The sequence below is a fragment of the Blautia sp. ZXY-1-C6 genome, from assembly GCF_056339875.1.
This window is the reverse complement of sequence record NZ_JBWJVQ010000195.1, coordinates 1-15,684: the sequence shown is the minus strand read 5'-3', so window position 1 is coordinate 15,684 and position 15,684 is coordinate 1. Positions and strand designations below refer to the sequence as shown.

20 protein-coding genes and 3 pseudogenes are annotated in these 15,684 nt (G+C 39.8%); all 23 read right to left on the bottom strand.

Translation table 11 applies throughout. The features are described from left to right. The coding region (locus AC075J_RS11355; protein ID WP_476390333.1) for an MSCRAMM family protein at window positions 1-566 on the bottom strand (566 nt) is incomplete at its 3' end. A 19-nt stretch (window positions 567-585) separates the two neighbouring features. After that, window positions 586-1,008: an MSCRAMM family protein gene (locus AC075J_RS11350; RefSeq protein ID WP_476390331.1), complete on the bottom strand. Its 423-nt coding sequence runs from the start codon at window positions 1,006-1,008 to the stop codon at window positions 586-588. A gap of 16 nt (window positions 1,009-1,024) precedes the next feature. Beyond that, window positions 1,025-2,410: a thioester domain-containing protein gene (locus tag AC075J_RS11345; RefSeq protein ID WP_476390330.1), complete on the bottom strand. Its 1,386-nt coding sequence runs from the start codon at window positions 2,408-2,410 to the stop codon at window positions 1,025-1,027. Between the two features lie 130 nt (window positions 2,411-2,540). Further along, window positions 2,541-2,693, bottom strand: coding sequence for a hypothetical protein (locus tag AC075J_RS11340; RefSeq protein ID WP_155512673.1), 153 nt, complete (start codon window positions 2,691-2,693; stop codon window positions 2,541-2,543). Window positions 2,694-2,706: 13 nt separating this feature from the next. Then, on the bottom strand, window positions 2,707-3,123 hold the full coding sequence (locus tag AC075J_RS11335) for a hypothetical protein (protein ID WP_117688060.1): 417 nt from the start codon (window positions 3,121-3,123) through the stop codon (window positions 2,707-2,709). A gap of 16 nt (window positions 3,124-3,139) precedes the next feature. Next, entirely contained in the window at window positions 3,140-4,066 is a 927-nt protein-coding gene (locus tag AC075J_RS11330; RefSeq protein ID WP_117688059.1) for a ParM/StbA family protein, read from the bottom strand. 33 nt (window positions 4,067-4,099) lie between these two features. Continuing rightward, window positions 4,100-4,642, bottom strand: a complete 543-nt coding sequence (locus AC075J_RS11325; RefSeq protein ID WP_117689839.1) for a hypothetical protein — start codon at window positions 4,640-4,642, stop codon at window positions 4,100-4,102. Next, a pseudogene (locus AC075J_RS11320) lies at window positions 4,639-4,815 on the bottom strand (helix-turn-helix transcriptional regulator); the annotation flags it as partial. The pseudogene AC075J_RS11320 and the gene AC075J_RS11325, both read right to left, overlap by 4 nt. A 33-nt stretch (window positions 4,816-4,848) precedes the next feature. Then, window positions 4,849-5,964, bottom strand: a complete 1,116-nt coding sequence (locus AC075J_RS11315; protein WP_055056112.1) for a DUF6017 domain-containing protein — start codon at window positions 5,962-5,964, stop codon at window positions 4,849-4,851. Window positions 5,965-5,968: 4 nt separating this feature from the next. Further along, a complete protein-coding gene (locus tag AC075J_RS11310) occupies window positions 5,969-6,106 on the bottom strand; it encodes a hypothetical protein (RefSeq protein WP_155512674.1) in 138 nt (45 codons plus the stop codon). A 326-nt stretch (window positions 6,107-6,432) separates the two neighbouring features. Further along, window positions 6,433-6,567 (bottom strand): annotated as a pseudogene (locus AC075J_RS11305) (ABC transporter ATP-binding protein); the annotation flags it as partial. A 135-nt stretch (window positions 6,568-6,702) separates the two neighbouring features. After that, complete coding sequence (locus AC075J_RS11300) at window positions 6,703-6,864, bottom strand: ATP-binding protein (protein WP_476390332.1); 162 nt, start codon at window positions 6,862-6,864, stop codon at window positions 6,703-6,705. A gap of 73 nt (window positions 6,865-6,937) precedes the next feature. Continuing rightward, window positions 6,938-7,375 (bottom strand): annotated as a pseudogene (locus AC075J_RS11295) (sensor histidine kinase); the annotation flags it as partial. A 220-nt stretch (window positions 7,376-7,595) separates the two neighbouring features. Further along, a complete protein-coding gene (locus tag AC075J_RS11290) occupies window positions 7,596-8,273 on the bottom strand; it encodes a response regulator transcription factor (RefSeq protein WP_055053976.1) in 678 nt (225 codons plus the stop codon). Between the two features lie 205 nt (window positions 8,274-8,478). Further along, window positions 8,479-8,859, bottom strand: a complete 381-nt coding sequence (locus tag AC075J_RS11285) for a mannose-1-phosphate guanylyltransferase (RefSeq protein ID WP_118571112.1) — start codon at window positions 8,857-8,859, stop codon at window positions 8,479-8,481. A gap of 131 nt (window positions 8,860-8,990) precedes the next feature. Beyond that, a complete protein-coding gene (ltrA, locus tag AC075J_RS11280; RefSeq protein ID WP_004615724.1) occupies window positions 8,991-10,286 on the bottom strand; it encodes a group II intron reverse transcriptase/maturase in 1,296 nt (431 codons plus the stop codon). 490 nt (window positions 10,287-10,776) lie between these two features. Then, window positions 10,777-11,511, bottom strand: a complete 735-nt coding sequence (locus AC075J_RS11275) for a MerR family transcriptional regulator (protein ID WP_118331684.1) — start codon at window positions 11,509-11,511, stop codon at window positions 10,777-10,779. A gap of 169 nt (window positions 11,512-11,680) precedes the next feature. Continuing rightward, window positions 11,681-12,691 (bottom strand): helix-turn-helix domain-containing protein, encoded by a 1,011-nt coding sequence (locus AC075J_RS11270; RefSeq protein WP_055057415.1) that lies wholly within the window; start codon window positions 12,689-12,691, stop codon window positions 11,681-11,683. Between the two features lie 149 nt (window positions 12,692-12,840). Beyond that, window positions 12,841-13,029, bottom strand: a complete 189-nt coding sequence (locus tag AC075J_RS11265) for a hypothetical protein (protein ID WP_005342828.1) — start codon at window positions 13,027-13,029, stop codon at window positions 12,841-12,843. A 66-nt stretch (window positions 13,030-13,095) separates the two neighbouring features. Beyond that, window positions 13,096-13,260 (bottom strand): hypothetical protein, encoded by a 165-nt coding sequence (locus tag AC075J_RS11260; RefSeq protein ID WP_476390329.1) that lies wholly within the window; start codon window positions 13,258-13,260, stop codon window positions 13,096-13,098. A gap of 372 nt (window positions 13,261-13,632) precedes the next feature. Beyond that, window positions 13,633-14,325 carry a CPBP family intramembrane glutamic endopeptidase gene (locus AC075J_RS11255; RefSeq protein WP_118331668.1) on the bottom strand — a complete coding sequence of 231 codons (693 nt, stop codon included), beginning with the start codon at window positions 14,323-14,325 and terminating at the stop codon, window positions 13,633-13,635. Window positions 14,326-14,469: 144 nt separating this feature from the next. Then, entirely contained in the window at window positions 14,470-15,102 is a 633-nt protein-coding gene (locus AC075J_RS11250) for a GyrI-like domain-containing protein (RefSeq protein ID WP_118521961.1), read from the bottom strand. Window positions 15,103-15,150: 48 nt separating this feature from the next. Then, on the bottom strand, window positions 15,151-15,489 hold the full coding sequence (locus AC075J_RS11245) for a winged helix-turn-helix transcriptional regulator (protein WP_118331670.1): 339 nt from the start codon (window positions 15,487-15,489) through the stop codon (window positions 15,151-15,153). Window positions 15,490-15,684: the final 195 nt, after the last annotated feature.

Sequence of the window (15,684 nt, the reverse complement as noted above, 5' to 3'; positions counted from 1 at the left end):
TGAGAAAAAGTATATGTGTAGGTGCTGTCGTCTTTATATTCATAGAAGAAACGATACACCTCATCTGTCATATAATACTTATCCGGTGCCTGGATTTCTTTTACGCTGTAATGGAAATTCAAAGGAATATCCGCATGGAACACAGCCATTCCTTCCCTGTCGGAAACAGCACGTTCCACCAGGCTTCCCTTTTCTACAAGAACCTTTCCGTCTGCCGCTGTCAGGTCTTCTTCTGCATACAATCCAAACGTCGCACCCTCCAGGGTAACGTCATCATGTTTCGAGTTTTTCACTACATTTACGGAAATCTCCGGTACTTGCATTGGTAAAAGTGGTTTCCCCTGGGATAACTCTACATTCTGTCCTGCATAGGACAAGGTTACAAACTGGGTACGTTCCTGTTCTGTTTTTCCAATCACCAGATTTTCCGGTGCTTTCTGTTCTACAACCTTATATTTTCCAAGATACAATTCTTTGGAAACAGCACCTCCATCTTCCCCGGTTGTCAGACTTTCTACCAGATCCCCTGCTTTATGCACCTTCGTCACTTTATCCTGGCTGTAAATATCCTCTGCCGCATAAATGTTATATTCTGCCCCTGCAAAGTCCGCATTTCCATATCCGGAAGTCAGGTTGCCCCTCTTCTCCGGTTACTCCAGTCAGAACCTCACCTTTTTTACGGATTGTGATTTTTCCTTTCTGTTCCTCATTCGTCACTGCAACAGAAGTTGTTTTTCCTGTTTCCAGCTTCACATTAAAAGACTCTGTATTCAGCTTATATCCTTCTGGAACAGAAATTTCTTTTAAATATACCGTATCCTGGGTTTTCGGAAGCTCCACCTCAGAAGTACCGTTGCTGTCTGTGGCCGGCATCTGCACAAGAAGATTTTTACATGCACTGTCTGCATAAATACCAAAAACAGCGCCGGACAGATTTACTTTACTGTTCTTATCTTTTTTTGTTACCTTTACCCTTGCCAGATCCAGCCACCTCACCGTAAATTCCACAGAAGCACTTTCTTCTTCAAAAAATGCCCCATACCCAATGTCCTGAGAAGCCAGAACCCGTAGACAATACTAAAGTCTCCCACTGGGTTCCCATTTGTCCTTTCAGCTTACCGCTGTTCCATGTACCCGTTACAGTTTTGGGAGAGCTGAAATAGAATGTGGTATTTCCATTGATCTTTACGGTTCCTGTCTGTTTTATACTTCCACTGTGATAAGTCACATTCTCTGGCATTTTTAAAGTAATATAGTTTCTATGGTCACCTTTTAAAGTAAACTCCCCGGTACGCTGTTCCTTTCCACTTTCATAAGCCTTTGCTTCCTTTGGGGACAACGTGATTGCTGCTGTTGGAGGCGCTTCCAGGCTGTAAATATGCTGGATATATCCCCACACACCGCTTGCCTTAATATCTTCAAAAGTGCAGCCATAAAAACCGTCCATGCCACAATAAGAATAAGCGGCAGCTAAATGCGTAGAAACATACTTTGTCTTCCAGTCAAAAGAGGGCATATACTCCCCGGCAATGTCCCCAGGACCGCCATATCCATAATAAAGGACTTTCTGCAATTCCGGGTTGCTTTCAAATTCATTTGCTACATAATCCGAGGTCGGTGGGGAAGCCTTCATAGACTCCAGACAATATGCTACATGGCCATTTACAGTGAAATAGGAAGTAGAATAGTTCCCCACGTTAGAAGGGTATGGGATTTTTTCTCCCTGTACCAGATGTACATTGCTTCCTTTTTGCTGCTCCATTGCTGCCGGAACAACCGATAAGAACATTCCCTTATCCTCTTTTGGTGTCAGATCAATCAACTCTGCCCCTGCATCTGGCATTTCCGGTTCTTCCGTCAGTACCTCCGGTATCTCCGGGTCAGGGTCCGCCTCACCGTCCTCACCGGAGCCATCTTCGGTATGCTGGCTTACTTCTCCCTGGGGTTCCTGTGTGCTGTTTTCCCTTGCTTCTACCACAATTCTTCTCATAATCTGATAGGAAGGGTTTCCGCTTAACGGATCAACACAATAAAATGCCTGGTAAGAACCTGGGGTATTGAAATCAAAAGAATTGCCGGAGTCCCCTTCTGCTTTCAGAAACGTTACCTTTACTTTTTCATCATTTTTCTGAAAACCCCTGTAATCTGTTTCCAGGTCAAAGGGCTCTCCTGCTTTTATGGTAAGATCCTCTGCATACACCAGTTCTTCTTCTGTCAGTTGCTCCTTTACCTCTTCCAACTCCGGTAATGTTTCCGAAGCAGCCTCCTCCTGTTTTACTTCCTGTATCTGTGCATGTTCCTCAGACTGTTCAGAAGCCAGTGCGGTGATCCCTGTATTGAGTAACGTAGAACAACTAAGAAGAAGTGCCAGCGTCCCAGCCAGCAGCCTTTTCTTTTTTCCTTTCATCATAGCTTTGCTCCTTTTCATTTTTTCGTCAAAAAAAGCAGGCCACACAAGCCTGCTTTCCATTTTCTATCTTCTTTTTTCTATCATTTGTATACGGTCTGTCCCGTATCCAATGCACCTGTCAATCCCCTTTCTATTCCCTGCTCCCTGCATGGAACACTGCCAAAACAAGCTGCAGAACCAGCAGAAACAAACATATTACCAGTTTCCCTGTCAGATACAGCAGTTTCCCCACTGCAATGAAAATCCCTTTTACAACTTCCCATACACTTCTTCCTACTGCCATATCTTTTTCCTCCTTATTCTTCAAATGCCCCATAAAATTCCGCAAACCGTAAATCTTTTTCCATACAGGCTTCTTCCTTTTCCCTGTCCTCTGCTATCGCTCCACCGTCAGAAAGTTCTCCCTGAACTGCCTTTTCCAGCACACCTAGCTTCTCAAAGGCTTCTTCCTGTGCCATTGAAACCGCTTCTTTTACGATTTTACAAAATTGTTCTTTCTGGTTCTCCAGAAGGGTATTTAATAGTTTCATCTGCTGTACTTCTTCTTCCTGCTGTAGATACTTGGCAAAATAAACGATTGCTTCTGCTATAAAGTCGTCTTTTGTCTTGAAAATATCTTTGTTATACTCCTTCAGATACCGATAAGCCTGATGATGTACCGGTCTGCTTTTATACAGCCGCAGTGAAGTTGTATATACTTTTTCCGTATCCATAAGTTTTCACTTCCTATCATGCTGTCCGCATTTTCCTCTGTTTTGCCCGGATAATACTTTTCACTGCTTCTTCACAGCCCCTTGCATTGGCATGTATATCTGTTACAAACTGTACATCTTTTCCCTCATTGGCTCCAAAATGCTCCACAATGGAAGAACCGCCGCCCATAAACACCATTTTGGTCAGATCCAGATTATAATGGTTTGCCTGTATGATACCATAAATTTCCTCTGCGTAGGACTTCAAACAGTTTTTTATGACGTCCTGATACTGCTTCGGGCAGTCATAGCTTCCTGTCCTCATAAATGCTTCTGTAATATATGCCGGTACCCCTGCCCCTGTTTTGGCAATGGCTTCCTCATTGACTTTTCCGATACAGTACAAAGCTGCCTTATCTGAAATCGAATACTTCCCGTCCGGCATTCCGTCAACAAACTCTACCAGGTCGGTAGTTCCTCCACCAATATCTACTAAAAGGCAGTAACCGGGAACCGCTTCTAAAAGCGTATGGATCACCACATGCCCCTGCATAAAAACAAACACATTTTCCAACGACACATGATAATGTACCCCTTCATAACGGAAATGCAGTTCCTTTGTCTTTAACAGATATTTCTTGAAACTTTCTTTCTGCTGCTGAAATCTTCTGGGCGGCAGGGCAGCTCCCATTTTTACGGAAGCGTCTGTCAATCCCCGGAAACGCATTTCCTGCGCCAGTGCTGCAAGGGTAAGAAGATAATAATTTTCATTCTCTGTCTTATCCACACACTCCTTTTCCGGCACTTTCCCTCCCACATAATAAAACTGGTTCTGGTATTCCAAAATGTGCTCCAGGCTGTCCGGCCTTGCCTGCAAAGGCTGGATTGCTGCTGAGAATACCGTATTTGCAGTTTTCATGTTACGGTTTCCATGATCAATTCCAATAATCATTTTAGTTTCCACGTTCTTATCCTCCTGAAAGTTATAGTTTGTATTTTATCTTGTTCTCTTTGGTTCTTGACCTGTTTCTTTCTTTTCTTTGTCTATCACAGGAAGTTTTTCAAACAGTTCCCCCATCACAGCTTCCATTTCCTGAAACTTCATTTCATCTGGCATACACAGAAAAACAATCACTGCATCAGTCAGACGTTCCCCATTCTCTTTCCGGTAAAGTTCCGTATAGGAACCCCAACAACCGTCCTCACCCGCATAAAACTTTTTTGTCTTCTCATTTACTTTTATGAGGTATTCCTCGGTATCAACAAAAATTTTCCGAATGGATACTTTTTGTAGGTCGTATTTCATGCTGTCCATATAAACCGGAAGGTGTTCCTCTGGTGCAAAATAGACATACATTGTGCAATAGGTATCTCCCTCCGTCCCCATCTCCTGTAAGACAATCCCGGCTTCAAACATTTCCGGTGGAGCATAATCTACTACAAAATCCGAATCCTTACCCTGTGGAGATTTTTCAAAACGCCCTGAATCTCCAACCAGAAAATGTTTGGGGCACTGAATACGAAACCTTTCTTCCCTCATTCTGTATATTCCTCCATAATCTCACTAATATCTTTTTGAAATAACCGCTGAAGTCGGACAACTACATAGACATTGGGCTTTTGCTGTCCGTATTCAATCCTCTGATACGTCCGAAGACTGATACCCAAGACAGCCGCAAGTTCTATCTGTGTATATCCATGAGCTGTCCTGAATTTTCTTAATTTTGTTACTTTCTATCACGCTCCTTACGTCTGAGGGATAGCTTCCTGATAAGCAAACAGATTGGATATATAGCTGTTTGCTGTCAATGTGGCATTGTATAAAGCGGTAAGCAGCACTGCCCGGATATTATTGGCTTTCCTTGTACACTGCTTAATTGAGTCTATCACATACTCTACGGTAAACTTATCCAGCTTTTTATACATTCCCTGTACAATGCCAAGAGGTCGTTCTTCCTGATTTACCCTTATGGTCTTTGCATTGGACGTCAAAACATCTACTGCAAGCCCTACAATCTCATTGAGCAGTTTTCTGTCAAAAGGTCTGTCTATCCATATCGCATCATAATCAATCTGATCTTTGAACTGTTCTTCTGCTGCCTGATAGGATAAGATAGGATTATCTCTATACCCATTCCCTATTTCTGTTGTATTCTTTTGGGTACTTTCTGCTGTAGTCTTTGTAGTAATCTCTGTATTTGTCTGCCCGCTATCAGTCTGAGGTACCTCTTTGGGTATCCAGGGCTCTGTTTCCCTGTCGGGGTATGCTCCCTCTTTGAATGGTGACACCCTCTTCCTTTGGAAAGGGACAGCCCTCTCTTCTACAAAATGTATCTCTTCCTCTATGGCTGTATGGGAACTGATTTTCTCTGCTTTGGATTTCTCTCTTCTTTTTTCAAAGGAAACCGGATCTGCTCCTGTTTCTTCTGGATAAGTCAATTCTTTTAACCGGTCTACGATCAATTCCAGATACAGAACATTATTTACAACAATCCCATTCATGGAAATGGTTCTAAATACCCGTTTTACCACACCCAGCTTCTCTAAAAATACCACTGCATTTGTCGCTTCTTTTTTGGAAATCCCAAACTGTTCGCTGATCTGCTGGTAACTTCTCTGAAGAAGGTCTGACTTAAATTTCTTTCTTACCCCAATGACCTGTCCGGTTCCTTCATCTCTGATTTCTGTAGGCTTATACCAGTACACAATATCTGCCAGTATAATAATAGCTGTTAGATTTGGCTTTCCACTTTCTCTGATGATTGTCCGATACCACACCTGCGGAATGATATTTCCAGATATATTCAGTTTTGCATTTTCATCTACAATTTCATTTCCAGTGCTATAAATACCTCCATTCATACGTTTATTCCTCACTCCCCTGCTTCTTTTCTTTTTCAAATAAAGCACTTATTTCTTCATCTGCTCTTTTGCCTGCCACCAGACACGCATACAACGAAACGAGGAAAAAAATTATTCCAACAATCATAATCACCTTTATCATTGCTCTGTCCTCCCAAGAAAAAAAGGACTAAGCCAGCTAACAGAATCTTTTAACTAACCTAGTCCTTAACATATTTTTTTCAATATATTGTAACCGAATGGTTTTTCACAAACTTGACCGCCTGTGAGAATGGATATAATTTTGACAGGACCAGTAGCAATAGGTTTCTATCTTTAAGAGCCCCTGCCATTTGATTTTTACTATGAAAAATTCATTCCCGGTCTATGAATTTTCTACCTTTTATGGTATAATAGAAAAAAGACTAAATTGGCGTGAGCCCTTATTTTATAAGGAATCTGCTAACTTAGTCTTATTTTAACATAATCACCGGATCCGGATGTGCCGACAATTGCAACAAACTCTCCCTTCTTCACACTTAAATCAACTCCATCCAACGCATGAACTGCGTTATTACCGGAGCCATAAATCTTTTTCAGGTCTTTTGCCTGTAAAACCTCCATAAACGAGTACCTCCATGAAAAAATCTGTATGTATGAAAGGAAATGATCCTTTGATACATACAGATTATCGCATAGGATTCTTTCCACATTCTTTCCGGCAGAAAATGAAATCTAACAGTTTTGATAGAATTGTTGTTATTTCGGCAGAAATATGGAAAACGTACTTCCTTTTCCCGGAACGGAAGCAACCTTGATATAACCGCTCTCACCGGATATAATCTGTCGGGCAAGGTATAAGCCGATGCCAACCCCTTCTTGTTCCTGAACAGCATTTGAACGATAAAAACGGGAAAATATCTTTTGCCTGCTCGTTTTCCGGGATACCTGAACCGGTATCCGATATATCGATCCTTGTAAACATTTCGTAATTTACGGTAGAAATCGTGATTGTTCCATGCTCCGTATATTTGATGGCATTGTCTACAATATTAGCCAGTGCTTCCGCTGTCCATTTGAAGTCAAATGTAGCGGAAATATCTGTATCGTACAGATATATGGATAATCCTTTTCCAGAAGCCTTGGCGGCATATTGTTCTACTACGCTTTCAAGCAGCGGCTGAAGTGATGCTTGCTGAGGGGAAAGTGAAATGATCCCATTTTCCAGTCTGGAAAGTTTTACGAGAGAATCAATCAGAAATCGTAGCTTTTCCGATTGTTTGTACAGTGCCTCCACGTTTTCCTTTGCCGATGCAGGAAGAGTTTCCTCCATCAAAAGCTCGCTGTATAACAGCAGGTTTGCAATCGGCGTTTTCGTCTGGTGCGAAATGTCCGCAATCAAGGATTTGATTTTGTCTTTTTCCTGTGCCATATTTCGAGAAGATGCTTCTGCGGCAGAAAGATAGTGTGCAAACTTTGTTTCCAAAGCAGACAGCTGGCTTTCATCAAAAGTGATTTCAGAAAAAGAACCGGTAATGGCAGCGTCCAGCATCCTTTCGATTTCTTCCATCGTTTTTCTGACCTTTCTCCGCTCCCATAATACAACAGCTGCCGCCGCCAGAGAACACAGCAGTATGATCACAATGCCGGTTTTATTCATCTTTTGTCACCCAGCTATAACCGATTCCATAGACGGTTTTAATGTATTTCTGTGCCCCAAGCTTATCCCTCAGACGCTTGATCGTAACAGACAAAGCATTTTCATCCACATATTCAGCACCATCTGTCCAGATCCTGTCTACAAGGTCTCCACGGGTCATGGTTCGACCACGATTTTCAACAAGCAGACGCAGTAATTTTTGTTCTGTTTTACTCAATTCCACTTTTGAATCTCCCACATAAAAGGTCATTGCTTCAAAGTCAAAGTGAAAAAGATCAATATGGATCGGTGCATTTTTATGGCTTGACGTTTGCTTTCGCAGTTGGGTATTCACCCTTGCCCGCAAAACCGAAAGAGAAAAGGGCTTGGTAATGTAATCATCAGCGCCCCTCTCCAGTCCGTCCACGATGTCCAGATCGGTATCATTGGCAGTCAGCAGAATAACAGGAATCCCGGGTGTGGTTTCCTTGACCTCCCGGAGCAATTCAAGCCCACTGCCATCCGGCAGATTGATATCTAACAGGATCAGGGATACACCGCCGCAAAGCAGCTGCTCCTTCGCCGTTTTCAGGTCTTTGCAGGAAATAACCTTCCGATCATCTACTTTCAGTGCTTTGCATAAACCTTGATTCAAACCAATATCATCTTCAACAATCAATAATTGCTCCATATATCTCACTCCCTCGTTCCTCAAAGGTATTCGGCAAAGTTAATAACAAGACACAAAAATAACCGCCCCAGCGTGAACGGTTATTTTCAATAAGTATGTGGACTAACCGTCTATCAGTAGTACTCTTTTTCTATATTCATATTAGCACGCATATGTAAGAATGTCACATTTTTTTATTCTCAATATTGCAAGACTGCTGGCATTGCTATTTCTTTTCATTCAATAATTCTTTTACTCTTTTAACCGGAAATCTATCTTCAATATCAACTACTTCAAACAGATTTAATGGCAATTCCTTTTCACCAATCAGGAAAAGGTATTCATTAACAGCTCTACGATCAATCATAATCTTTCCATGTCCTGCCCAATGACGATTGCTCTCTTCCTTTTTCAGTCCGGAAATCCAATATTTATCACCATTCTCAATATCTATATAATTTGCATAGTTACCGATATTTTTCTGAAAGGCATGGTCATTAAAATAGATTGTTTTCTTACTTTTTGAAGTTTTGACATATCCAATCCATGCCGGACCATCATCAGAATATCCCGTTTTTAATTCAATGTACATCAAATTGTTAATCATTCTTATTCTCTCCTGATTCCAAATTTTGCAACATCTCAACTGTCGAGTAGACTAAGACCTCTCAATCTTAGCCCCTCACAGATCCGTACGTGCGGCTTTCCCGCATACGGCTCCTCATAGTAACATTCACTTTAATATAAGCAATAGTACGTTTTAGGCTTTGCTAATGGATAATACTTGAGCATTTCCACAAATCCATTCCATGTGTATGCCCGTCTACAACCTCTCCGATTCATGGCTTTAAACAGAAACTGCTGAACCCTATGTAAAAATGTTGTTATCTTTCGGAAATTCCATGTAACACCATAGTACCGATAGTGTCCGATTAGCTTCACATTCAATTCCTTGATTATCTCTCGCATCGGTCGATTTCGATTATCATAAATCCAATTCTTATAGGCTCTGACCTTTTGCTCAAACTTCTTTCTTGAAGTCTGTACTTTTGGTGCGAAACCTCCTTTTCGGTTTTTGCTACAGTAGAAAGTAAATCCCAGAAAGTCAAATGTTTCCGGTTTATGTTCTCCTCTTGCCCTGCGATTCTGCTCTGCAAATCTTCCAAATTCAATCAGTCTGCTTTTACTACTCTCAAGTTCCAGACCAAACTTTTCCATTCGTTCTTTTAACTCTTTATAGTATCTTTCAGCTTCTGACTTATATTGAAATCCTGCAACGAAATCATCCGCAAAGTTGACAAGAAAACACTCTCCCTGCATTTCCTTCTTCACTACAAGTTTGAACCACAGCGTCAGCACATGATGCATGTATATATTCGCAAGCATCGGACTCATTACGGAGCCTTGTGCCGAACCTTCCTCTGTTGGTTCAAATTTACCTTGTTCCATTATTCCCGCTTTAAGATATTTACGTATCAGCCACAGTAAGTTCTTATCCTGTATGTTCCATTCGAGAAACTTCATCATCCACTCATGGTCGATATGGTCAAAGAACCCTTTGATGTCAGCATCTACGATATAACTGATTTTCCCATAACTTATCCGTTGATATACCTCTTTTATCGCTTCGTGACAACCTCTGTTCGGTCTGAATCCATACATACAGTTTAGGAATCTTGGCTCATAAATAGTACCCAATATTTTCTTCACTGCCATTTGTACAATCTTATCCTCATAAGAAGCTATCCCTAATGGTCTTTTCTTTCCATTTGCTTTGGGAATGTATACCCTCAGCGATGGAAGTGGCTTAAAGGATTTGTTTTTCAGCCTTTGTACTAAATCCTTGATATTTCTGTCAAGGTTCTTCCCATACTCATCTTTGGTTACCTTGTCGATTCCGACTGCTTTGCTCCCATCTAATTCCTTATGACATTGCTTTAGCATATCTTCATTTATCAAATGGTACACTGATGTAAATATAGGATGTTTTGATTTTGCCGATATCTCAGCTATTCTTACTAATTTCGTTTCCATTATTTCCTCCGTCCCTGAGTACGGATAATGTGTCCTCAGTAAGACCTTTACTATGCAATCCCCTTCCCTCCATCGGCATTACCCGATATCTACAGTACTATGAGATTGTCCGACTACCTGCCATTCATTTGAAGTCCTCCGTTTTCAGTTGTGACTTCATACTCTTTTTCGAGAAACGGCAGGTTCTCCCCAGTTGATGTGTATTCACAATGTAAAAACATGATTGGTTCTCTGACTCCGCAGTGCCACATAATACTCGCCATATCGTATTACATGGTATTGTCTTCCGCACCAGTTAAGACGTCGACCGACTGAAGTTAACATTTCGAAGCTCAATCACTATTCAACCCTGCTTTCTTGCTGTCTACGCTTGTCAGATGCGTTACCGACATCATCCCAAGACTCGCTATTATCTGGTTGGCTAAACCTTGGATAAACCGGATTCCCACCGGCTTGACTACACACCCTTAGCTGGGCGCACAACTGGAATTTACCTTCTGCTCATATAAAATATATCAATAGCTTTACTTGCAAACTCTGCTGTGCCAACTCCTCCAACATCATCAATAATTTCCGTAAGTTCTCCTCCGCCGGCATACATTCTTCCAAGACCGCATAAAATCTTATCAGAACATGTATAAAAATGATCTGTAATGTAATCCTGAAGTTTCCTTACCTGCAACTGCACCTGTTCATCTTCTGGGTCCATTTCTTTCATTTGTCCGAATTCAACAAATAATTGCATAAACTCATTTGCAACAGTAGCTTCATCGTCTTTCGTCCAGTTCTTTGTTTTCTCTTCAAACTCCTTATACTCAGAGGTTTGTCCCCATTGTTCTTTTGCTCGTTTAGAATACTCATCAATCTTTGTTGTATCAAATACTTTAAAATCCATATATTTCACTCCTATTCCTTTTATTCCTCGAGCGAAACTAATAAGATTTTCAAGATGCTCTTTTTTCATAGTTAGCAATTCAATCTGCTGCTCTAATGCTTTGTTCCTGTCAAAGTTAGGGGCATCAATTATCTTTTTAATCTCCTTAAGCGGAAATTCCAATTCTTTAAACAGTAAAATTTGTTGCAGCCTTTCCAAGGATGTATCGTCATACAACCTATAACCTGACTCTGTATATTCAATAGGTTTTAAGAGACCAATGGTATCATAATACTGCAGAGTGCGTATACTCACTCCTGTTAATTTACTTACCTCATTCACTGTCATCATTGTCATTTCCTCCTCTCGATAAACATATCGTAAACTATTACGTTGCGTAGGAGTCAATAGTTTTTCAAAGAAATTTTCAAAATTAACAGCTTGATAAATTTAAATTTTCCTGTTATACAAACTGGGATTTCTGGATGCGTATAATATGCGAAAAAAACTTAACTCCATCTTAAATATAGTGCTGAGTTTCACTGCCATTCTTTAACACCATTTTCACCACACCAAGCAATGCTGCAAACAAAACACCAGCAACCGGCCATACAATCCATGTAATATCCCAGCTCATCGTCCAGAAGCTCCATGCAAGGTAAATCGCTGTAGTCAAGCACCAATATACACCAGAAAACGTGTCAGTCTTTTTCTTAAACAGTTTTTCTTCTTTTGTATATTCGCCTTCCTGAAGAAGGGTATCGTAACTGCTTTTTACCATCCCAACACGAACCAACAGATTCACTCCTATTGCAAGTATGAATAGCAGCAATCCAACGGAAAGGCCGCAACAATAGTCAGACGTTTCCATGGCTCCGGCAATAATTGTCGGAATCACTGCCAGTATACAAAGCACTACCCCAACAGCTGTTCCTCTGATAAAAATCGGTTCATAGGAATCTTTTTTTTCTCGTACTATTCCAGATACACCATACTCTGTTTCAAAGCATTCTTTTTCAAAATGTTCCATATGTGATTCTCGCATTCCATATGTAATAAACAAAAAGACGGCTGCCGCAACCATTCCAAGCAAAAAAACACATCCAAATACTGTTGCCAGAGATTCCGAAACATGAAATACGCCATCTTCTGCCATTGTCACAAGAACAATCAATAATATTGGACTTGAGATACACATACTTGTTGCGTTTGCCACTACTTTGGATCCATTTCTTTTCATGTCAAGAAATTCATTTGCATTCTCCATAGTTACTTTTTTCAACGGTTCTGCATAGCTTTCAGTACTTTCGTGATAGGTGATATTTTCTGCTTTCATTTCATCTTTTAATAGGTAATCTGTACTAACACAAAATAGCTCCGACATCTGTAAAATTCTTTGCAAATCTGGAACAGCTCCTGCACTTTCCCACTTAGATACTGCCTGTCTGGATACGCCCAACTGATTGGCTAGTTCTTCCTGTGACCATCCATTCTTTTTTCTTTCCTCTGTAATCTTATCAGCTAAAATCATTTTTTTCTCCTTTTGCAGATTTTATGAGCTCAATATAACAGTTTTGCTGTTTGCATTCCACCATTTCAGGCTGTAAATCTGTCAACCAGCAGTTGCAAATCACAAAAGAACTCTATGAATTCCGATTTTCCAACAATACAAGCAGGAAATTATTTATCATCTGTATTGTTTTCCTTTTTCTTATGAGTCGAACCCAAGCAAAGAAATGAAGAACCAAGACATAACCATACTATAGCCATAGAACTTTCATTTCCACTCGTAAAACCAATAGCTGACGCTATGAAAAACAGAACTGATGCAATGTAAAATAAGATTGATTTGTTTATCCCTTTTTTCATAAATAAGAATCTCCTCCAAATTCCGATTTTTCGTTCTCTGCGCCTTCCCAATAAACTGGAATATTCTCAATTCTTCATCTCTGTTTTTTTCCTTTTCCAATTAATTAATAGACCAATCGTTGAAATAACAAAAATTAATGCTGATTTTAGAGAAAAAATACCATCAGTAACCACAAATATGATAAACGTGGCCAATGGAATATAATTAAGAATACTTTTCAAAATTTTCATGTCCAATCCTCCTTTTTAAAATCTCATTAATCTTATAAAATATTTTGTTCTAAAAATTACGATTTTCTCAATTCTCCAAACTTGAATTTATAAGTTCAACTCAAACATCCTGTACTCTGTCTATCCAGTATCTTCGTAATACATTTCTTTGACTTCTACAAATCAAAAACCGCAGCTTATATAAAGGCGTTCTGCTGACTTACAAGCACCCAGAACATCAAGGCGTACAGCTTTTTATGCTTTGTTCTTGCAACGTTCTATATTTCTTATCTCCCTGGTATTTAACGTATCTTTTTCCTATAAGTCCGTATTGTACAATAACTGCTGTCCAATTTTCAAGATTCCTTCAGACTTTCTCTATATAGTGCATATTCAATACCCCAGCACAACCATATAATCCAGAATCGCATGAACCAGCACTGGAATCCAGATTGTGCCTGATTTTTCTTTCAGATACTGGAAAATACATCCAGTTAATATCAGTCCTAGCATTTGTGACGTAATAAATGAAAATACATAAACCAGTGTGATTTTTCCCCAGTTTGTATAAGAGAACAGATGCATGGCAGCAAACAAAATATTTGGTACAAGATAACGGATATAATTATTTTCATCTTTTAACAAATACACACATATACCCCTTACCAAAAGTTCCTCTTCCATTGCAATAAATACCGTATAATACAGCAAATTATACAATATTGTTATTTTATCTGCTTTTGTGATCAAACAGAAAACGGTTACTGCCCCAAGAATCGCTGTCAGGATAAGCACCGTTGTCTTCTGCTTTTTTCCTGATATTTTCAGGTACATTTCTGATATGAATTTTTTTCTTAATATCATGAAAAAAATTAAAATCACTATGATTGCAACCATAGAAACAACCAGACTCTGGCGAAAAATACCAAAAATATTATCAGATGCATTTCTGACTACAACGACTGTACCATTTTGTTTCCATGTATAAATAAAATAAGCGGCTACTAAAATATCTGCTGTACATATGAGAAATATAATAATAATTCTCACTGGCAAAGCTAATGTTTTTTTATCTTTATCTGACATTTTTATTTCAAAGCCTCCCAGTCAATTCGTTCATTTCTGTAGAAAAATTCTCTTTCGGTATAAACCATTCTTTATAAAGGTTTTTAGCCTACTCCTACAAATTACGATTTTTCGTTCTCTGCGACTTCCCAATAAACGGGAATTTTACGCTTTCTTAATTGGATGTCTAATTACAGTTTTCCATTTTTCTGGGGCAACCTTTCTTGCATCAGACATATAAATCTCGTGGTGTAACCTATCTTTGTTAATATCATTAACATATCCATTTTGTTCTAAATAAGTATCCATAAGCGCAACAGTTGCTGGCTCATTATCAAAAGAACCTATATGCATAATTTGAACGCATAATCCCTCATCAATCGTAAGATACTCTGCTAACGAACAATCAAGTTTCTTCTTTTTCGTTGCTGTTTCTACCGCCCAGTCAAAATCAGCTTTAGAAATGAAATCAGGCAAACGGATAACAGAAATCCAGCTGAAAGCAGACTTATTTGTATAATCTACACTCTCGACATCATCCTGCCACCAAAAACCTTCCAATGGCGGAACAACATATTCAAAAAATCCTTCAATTTTATAATCAGTCTTGTAACTCATTTTTAATGTGTATGCAACAGCATATAGAACACTGATTGCTTGTTGATATGCTCCGCCTTCTTCATTTGGATTGCCTTTTCCTCTAACTGCAATATAATTTGCCTTAGGTACATTTACAATCTCTGGTTTGTTCTTCGGCATATAGAATTCTTTATACTCTTTTTTAAAATCAAAAGCCATAATAACCTCCAAAATTCCGATTTTCTCAATTCTCCAAACTTGAATTTATCACTCTGTCAGTCGATTCTCCTCGCCCCAGACACAGAGCTGATCCAGCACAATCATCAGCGATTTCCCACGCTCCGAAAGTGCATATTCTACCTTCGGCGGAATCTGCGGATACTCGGTGCGGACGATCAGTTTATCCGCTTCCAGCTCCTTGAGATTCGTGCTGAGAGTTTTGTCGGAAATGGTTTTCAGATACCGTTTCAGTTCATTGAATCGCACCGTCTCAAACTCCATCAGGCAGTAAAGAATGACCATCTTGTGCTTGCCGGAGATCAGCGACAGCGTGTAGGCAAAGCCGGTGTCCTCGAAATTGGCGTTCTCGATATAATTCTTTATCATTTCACTTTCTCCTAAAGATAGTACCTATCATAATAGACAGTACTTGAATTTCTGTTTTACTCGGTTATAATTATAAGCAGGATGAACAGTCCTGTCAATCTGATCACAAGGAGAAGTTATCATGAGAACAAAACTGAAAATCACCGAAGGCATTTTCCCCATGCCGGTTCTGATGGTTGCGACTTATAACGAGGA

Bases quoted from the DNA above. Each gene is read 5' to 3' on its own strand.
- AC075J_RS11255 (WP_118331668.1), bottom strand. From the start codon at position 14,325: ATGTCAGATAAAGATAAAAAAACATTAGCTTTGCCAGTGAGAATTATT.
- AC075J_RS11290 (WP_055053976.1), bottom strand. From the start codon at position 8,273: ATGGAGCAATTATTGATTGTTGAAGATGATATTGGTTTGAATCAAGGT.
- AC075J_RS11325 (WP_117689839.1), bottom strand. From the start codon at position 4,642: ATGAGGGAAGAAAGGTTTCGTATTCAGTGCCCCAAACATTTTCTGGTT.
- AC075J_RS11345 (WP_476390330.1), bottom strand. From the start codon at position 2,410: ATGATGAAAGGAAAAAAGAAAAGGCTGCTGGCTGGGACGCTGGCACTT.
- AC075J_RS11265 (WP_005342828.1), bottom strand. From the start codon at position 13,029: ATGAAAAAAGGGATAAACAAATCAATCTTATTTTACATTGCATCAGTT.
- AC075J_RS11285 (WP_118571112.1), bottom strand. From the start codon at position 8,859: ATGATTAACAATTTGATGTACATTGAATTAAAAACGGGATATTCTGAT.
- AC075J_RS11310 (WP_155512674.1), bottom strand. From the start codon at position 6,106: ATGATAAAGGTGATTATGATTGTTGGAATAATTTTTTTCCTCGTTTCG.
- AC075J_RS11250 (WP_118521961.1), bottom strand. From the start codon at position 15,102: ATGGCTTTTGATTTTAAAAAAGAGTATAAAGAATTCTATATGCCGAAG.
- AC075J_RS11270 (WP_055057415.1), bottom strand. From the start codon at position 12,691: ATGATTTTAGCTGATAAGATTACAGAGGAAAGAAAAAAGAATGGATGG.
- AC075J_RS11275 (WP_118331684.1), bottom strand. From the start codon at position 11,511: ATGATGACAGTGAATGAGGTAAGTAAATTAACAGGAGTGAGTATACGC.
- AC075J_RS11335 (WP_117688060.1), bottom strand. From the start codon at position 3,123: ATGGATACGGAAAAAGTATATACAACTTCACTGCGGCTGTATAAAAGC.
- AC075J_RS11340 (WP_155512673.1), bottom strand. From the start codon at position 2,693: ATGGCAGTAGGAAGAAGTGTATGGGAAGTTGTAAAAGGGATTTTCATT.
- ltrA (WP_004615724.1), bottom strand. From the start codon at position 10,286: ATGGAAACGAAATTAGTAAGAATAGCTGAGATATCGGCAAAATCAAAA.
- AC075J_RS11315 (WP_055056112.1), bottom strand. From the start codon at position 5,964: ATGAATGGAGGTATTTATAGCACTGGAAATGAAATTGTAGATGAAAAT.
- AC075J_RS11260 (WP_476390329.1), bottom strand. From the start codon at position 13,260: ATGAAAATTTTGAAAAGTATTCTTAATTATATTCCATTGGCCACGTTT.
- AC075J_RS11245 (WP_118331670.1), bottom strand. From the start codon at position 15,489: ATGATAAAGAATTATATCGAGAACGCCAATTTCGAGGACACCGGCTTT.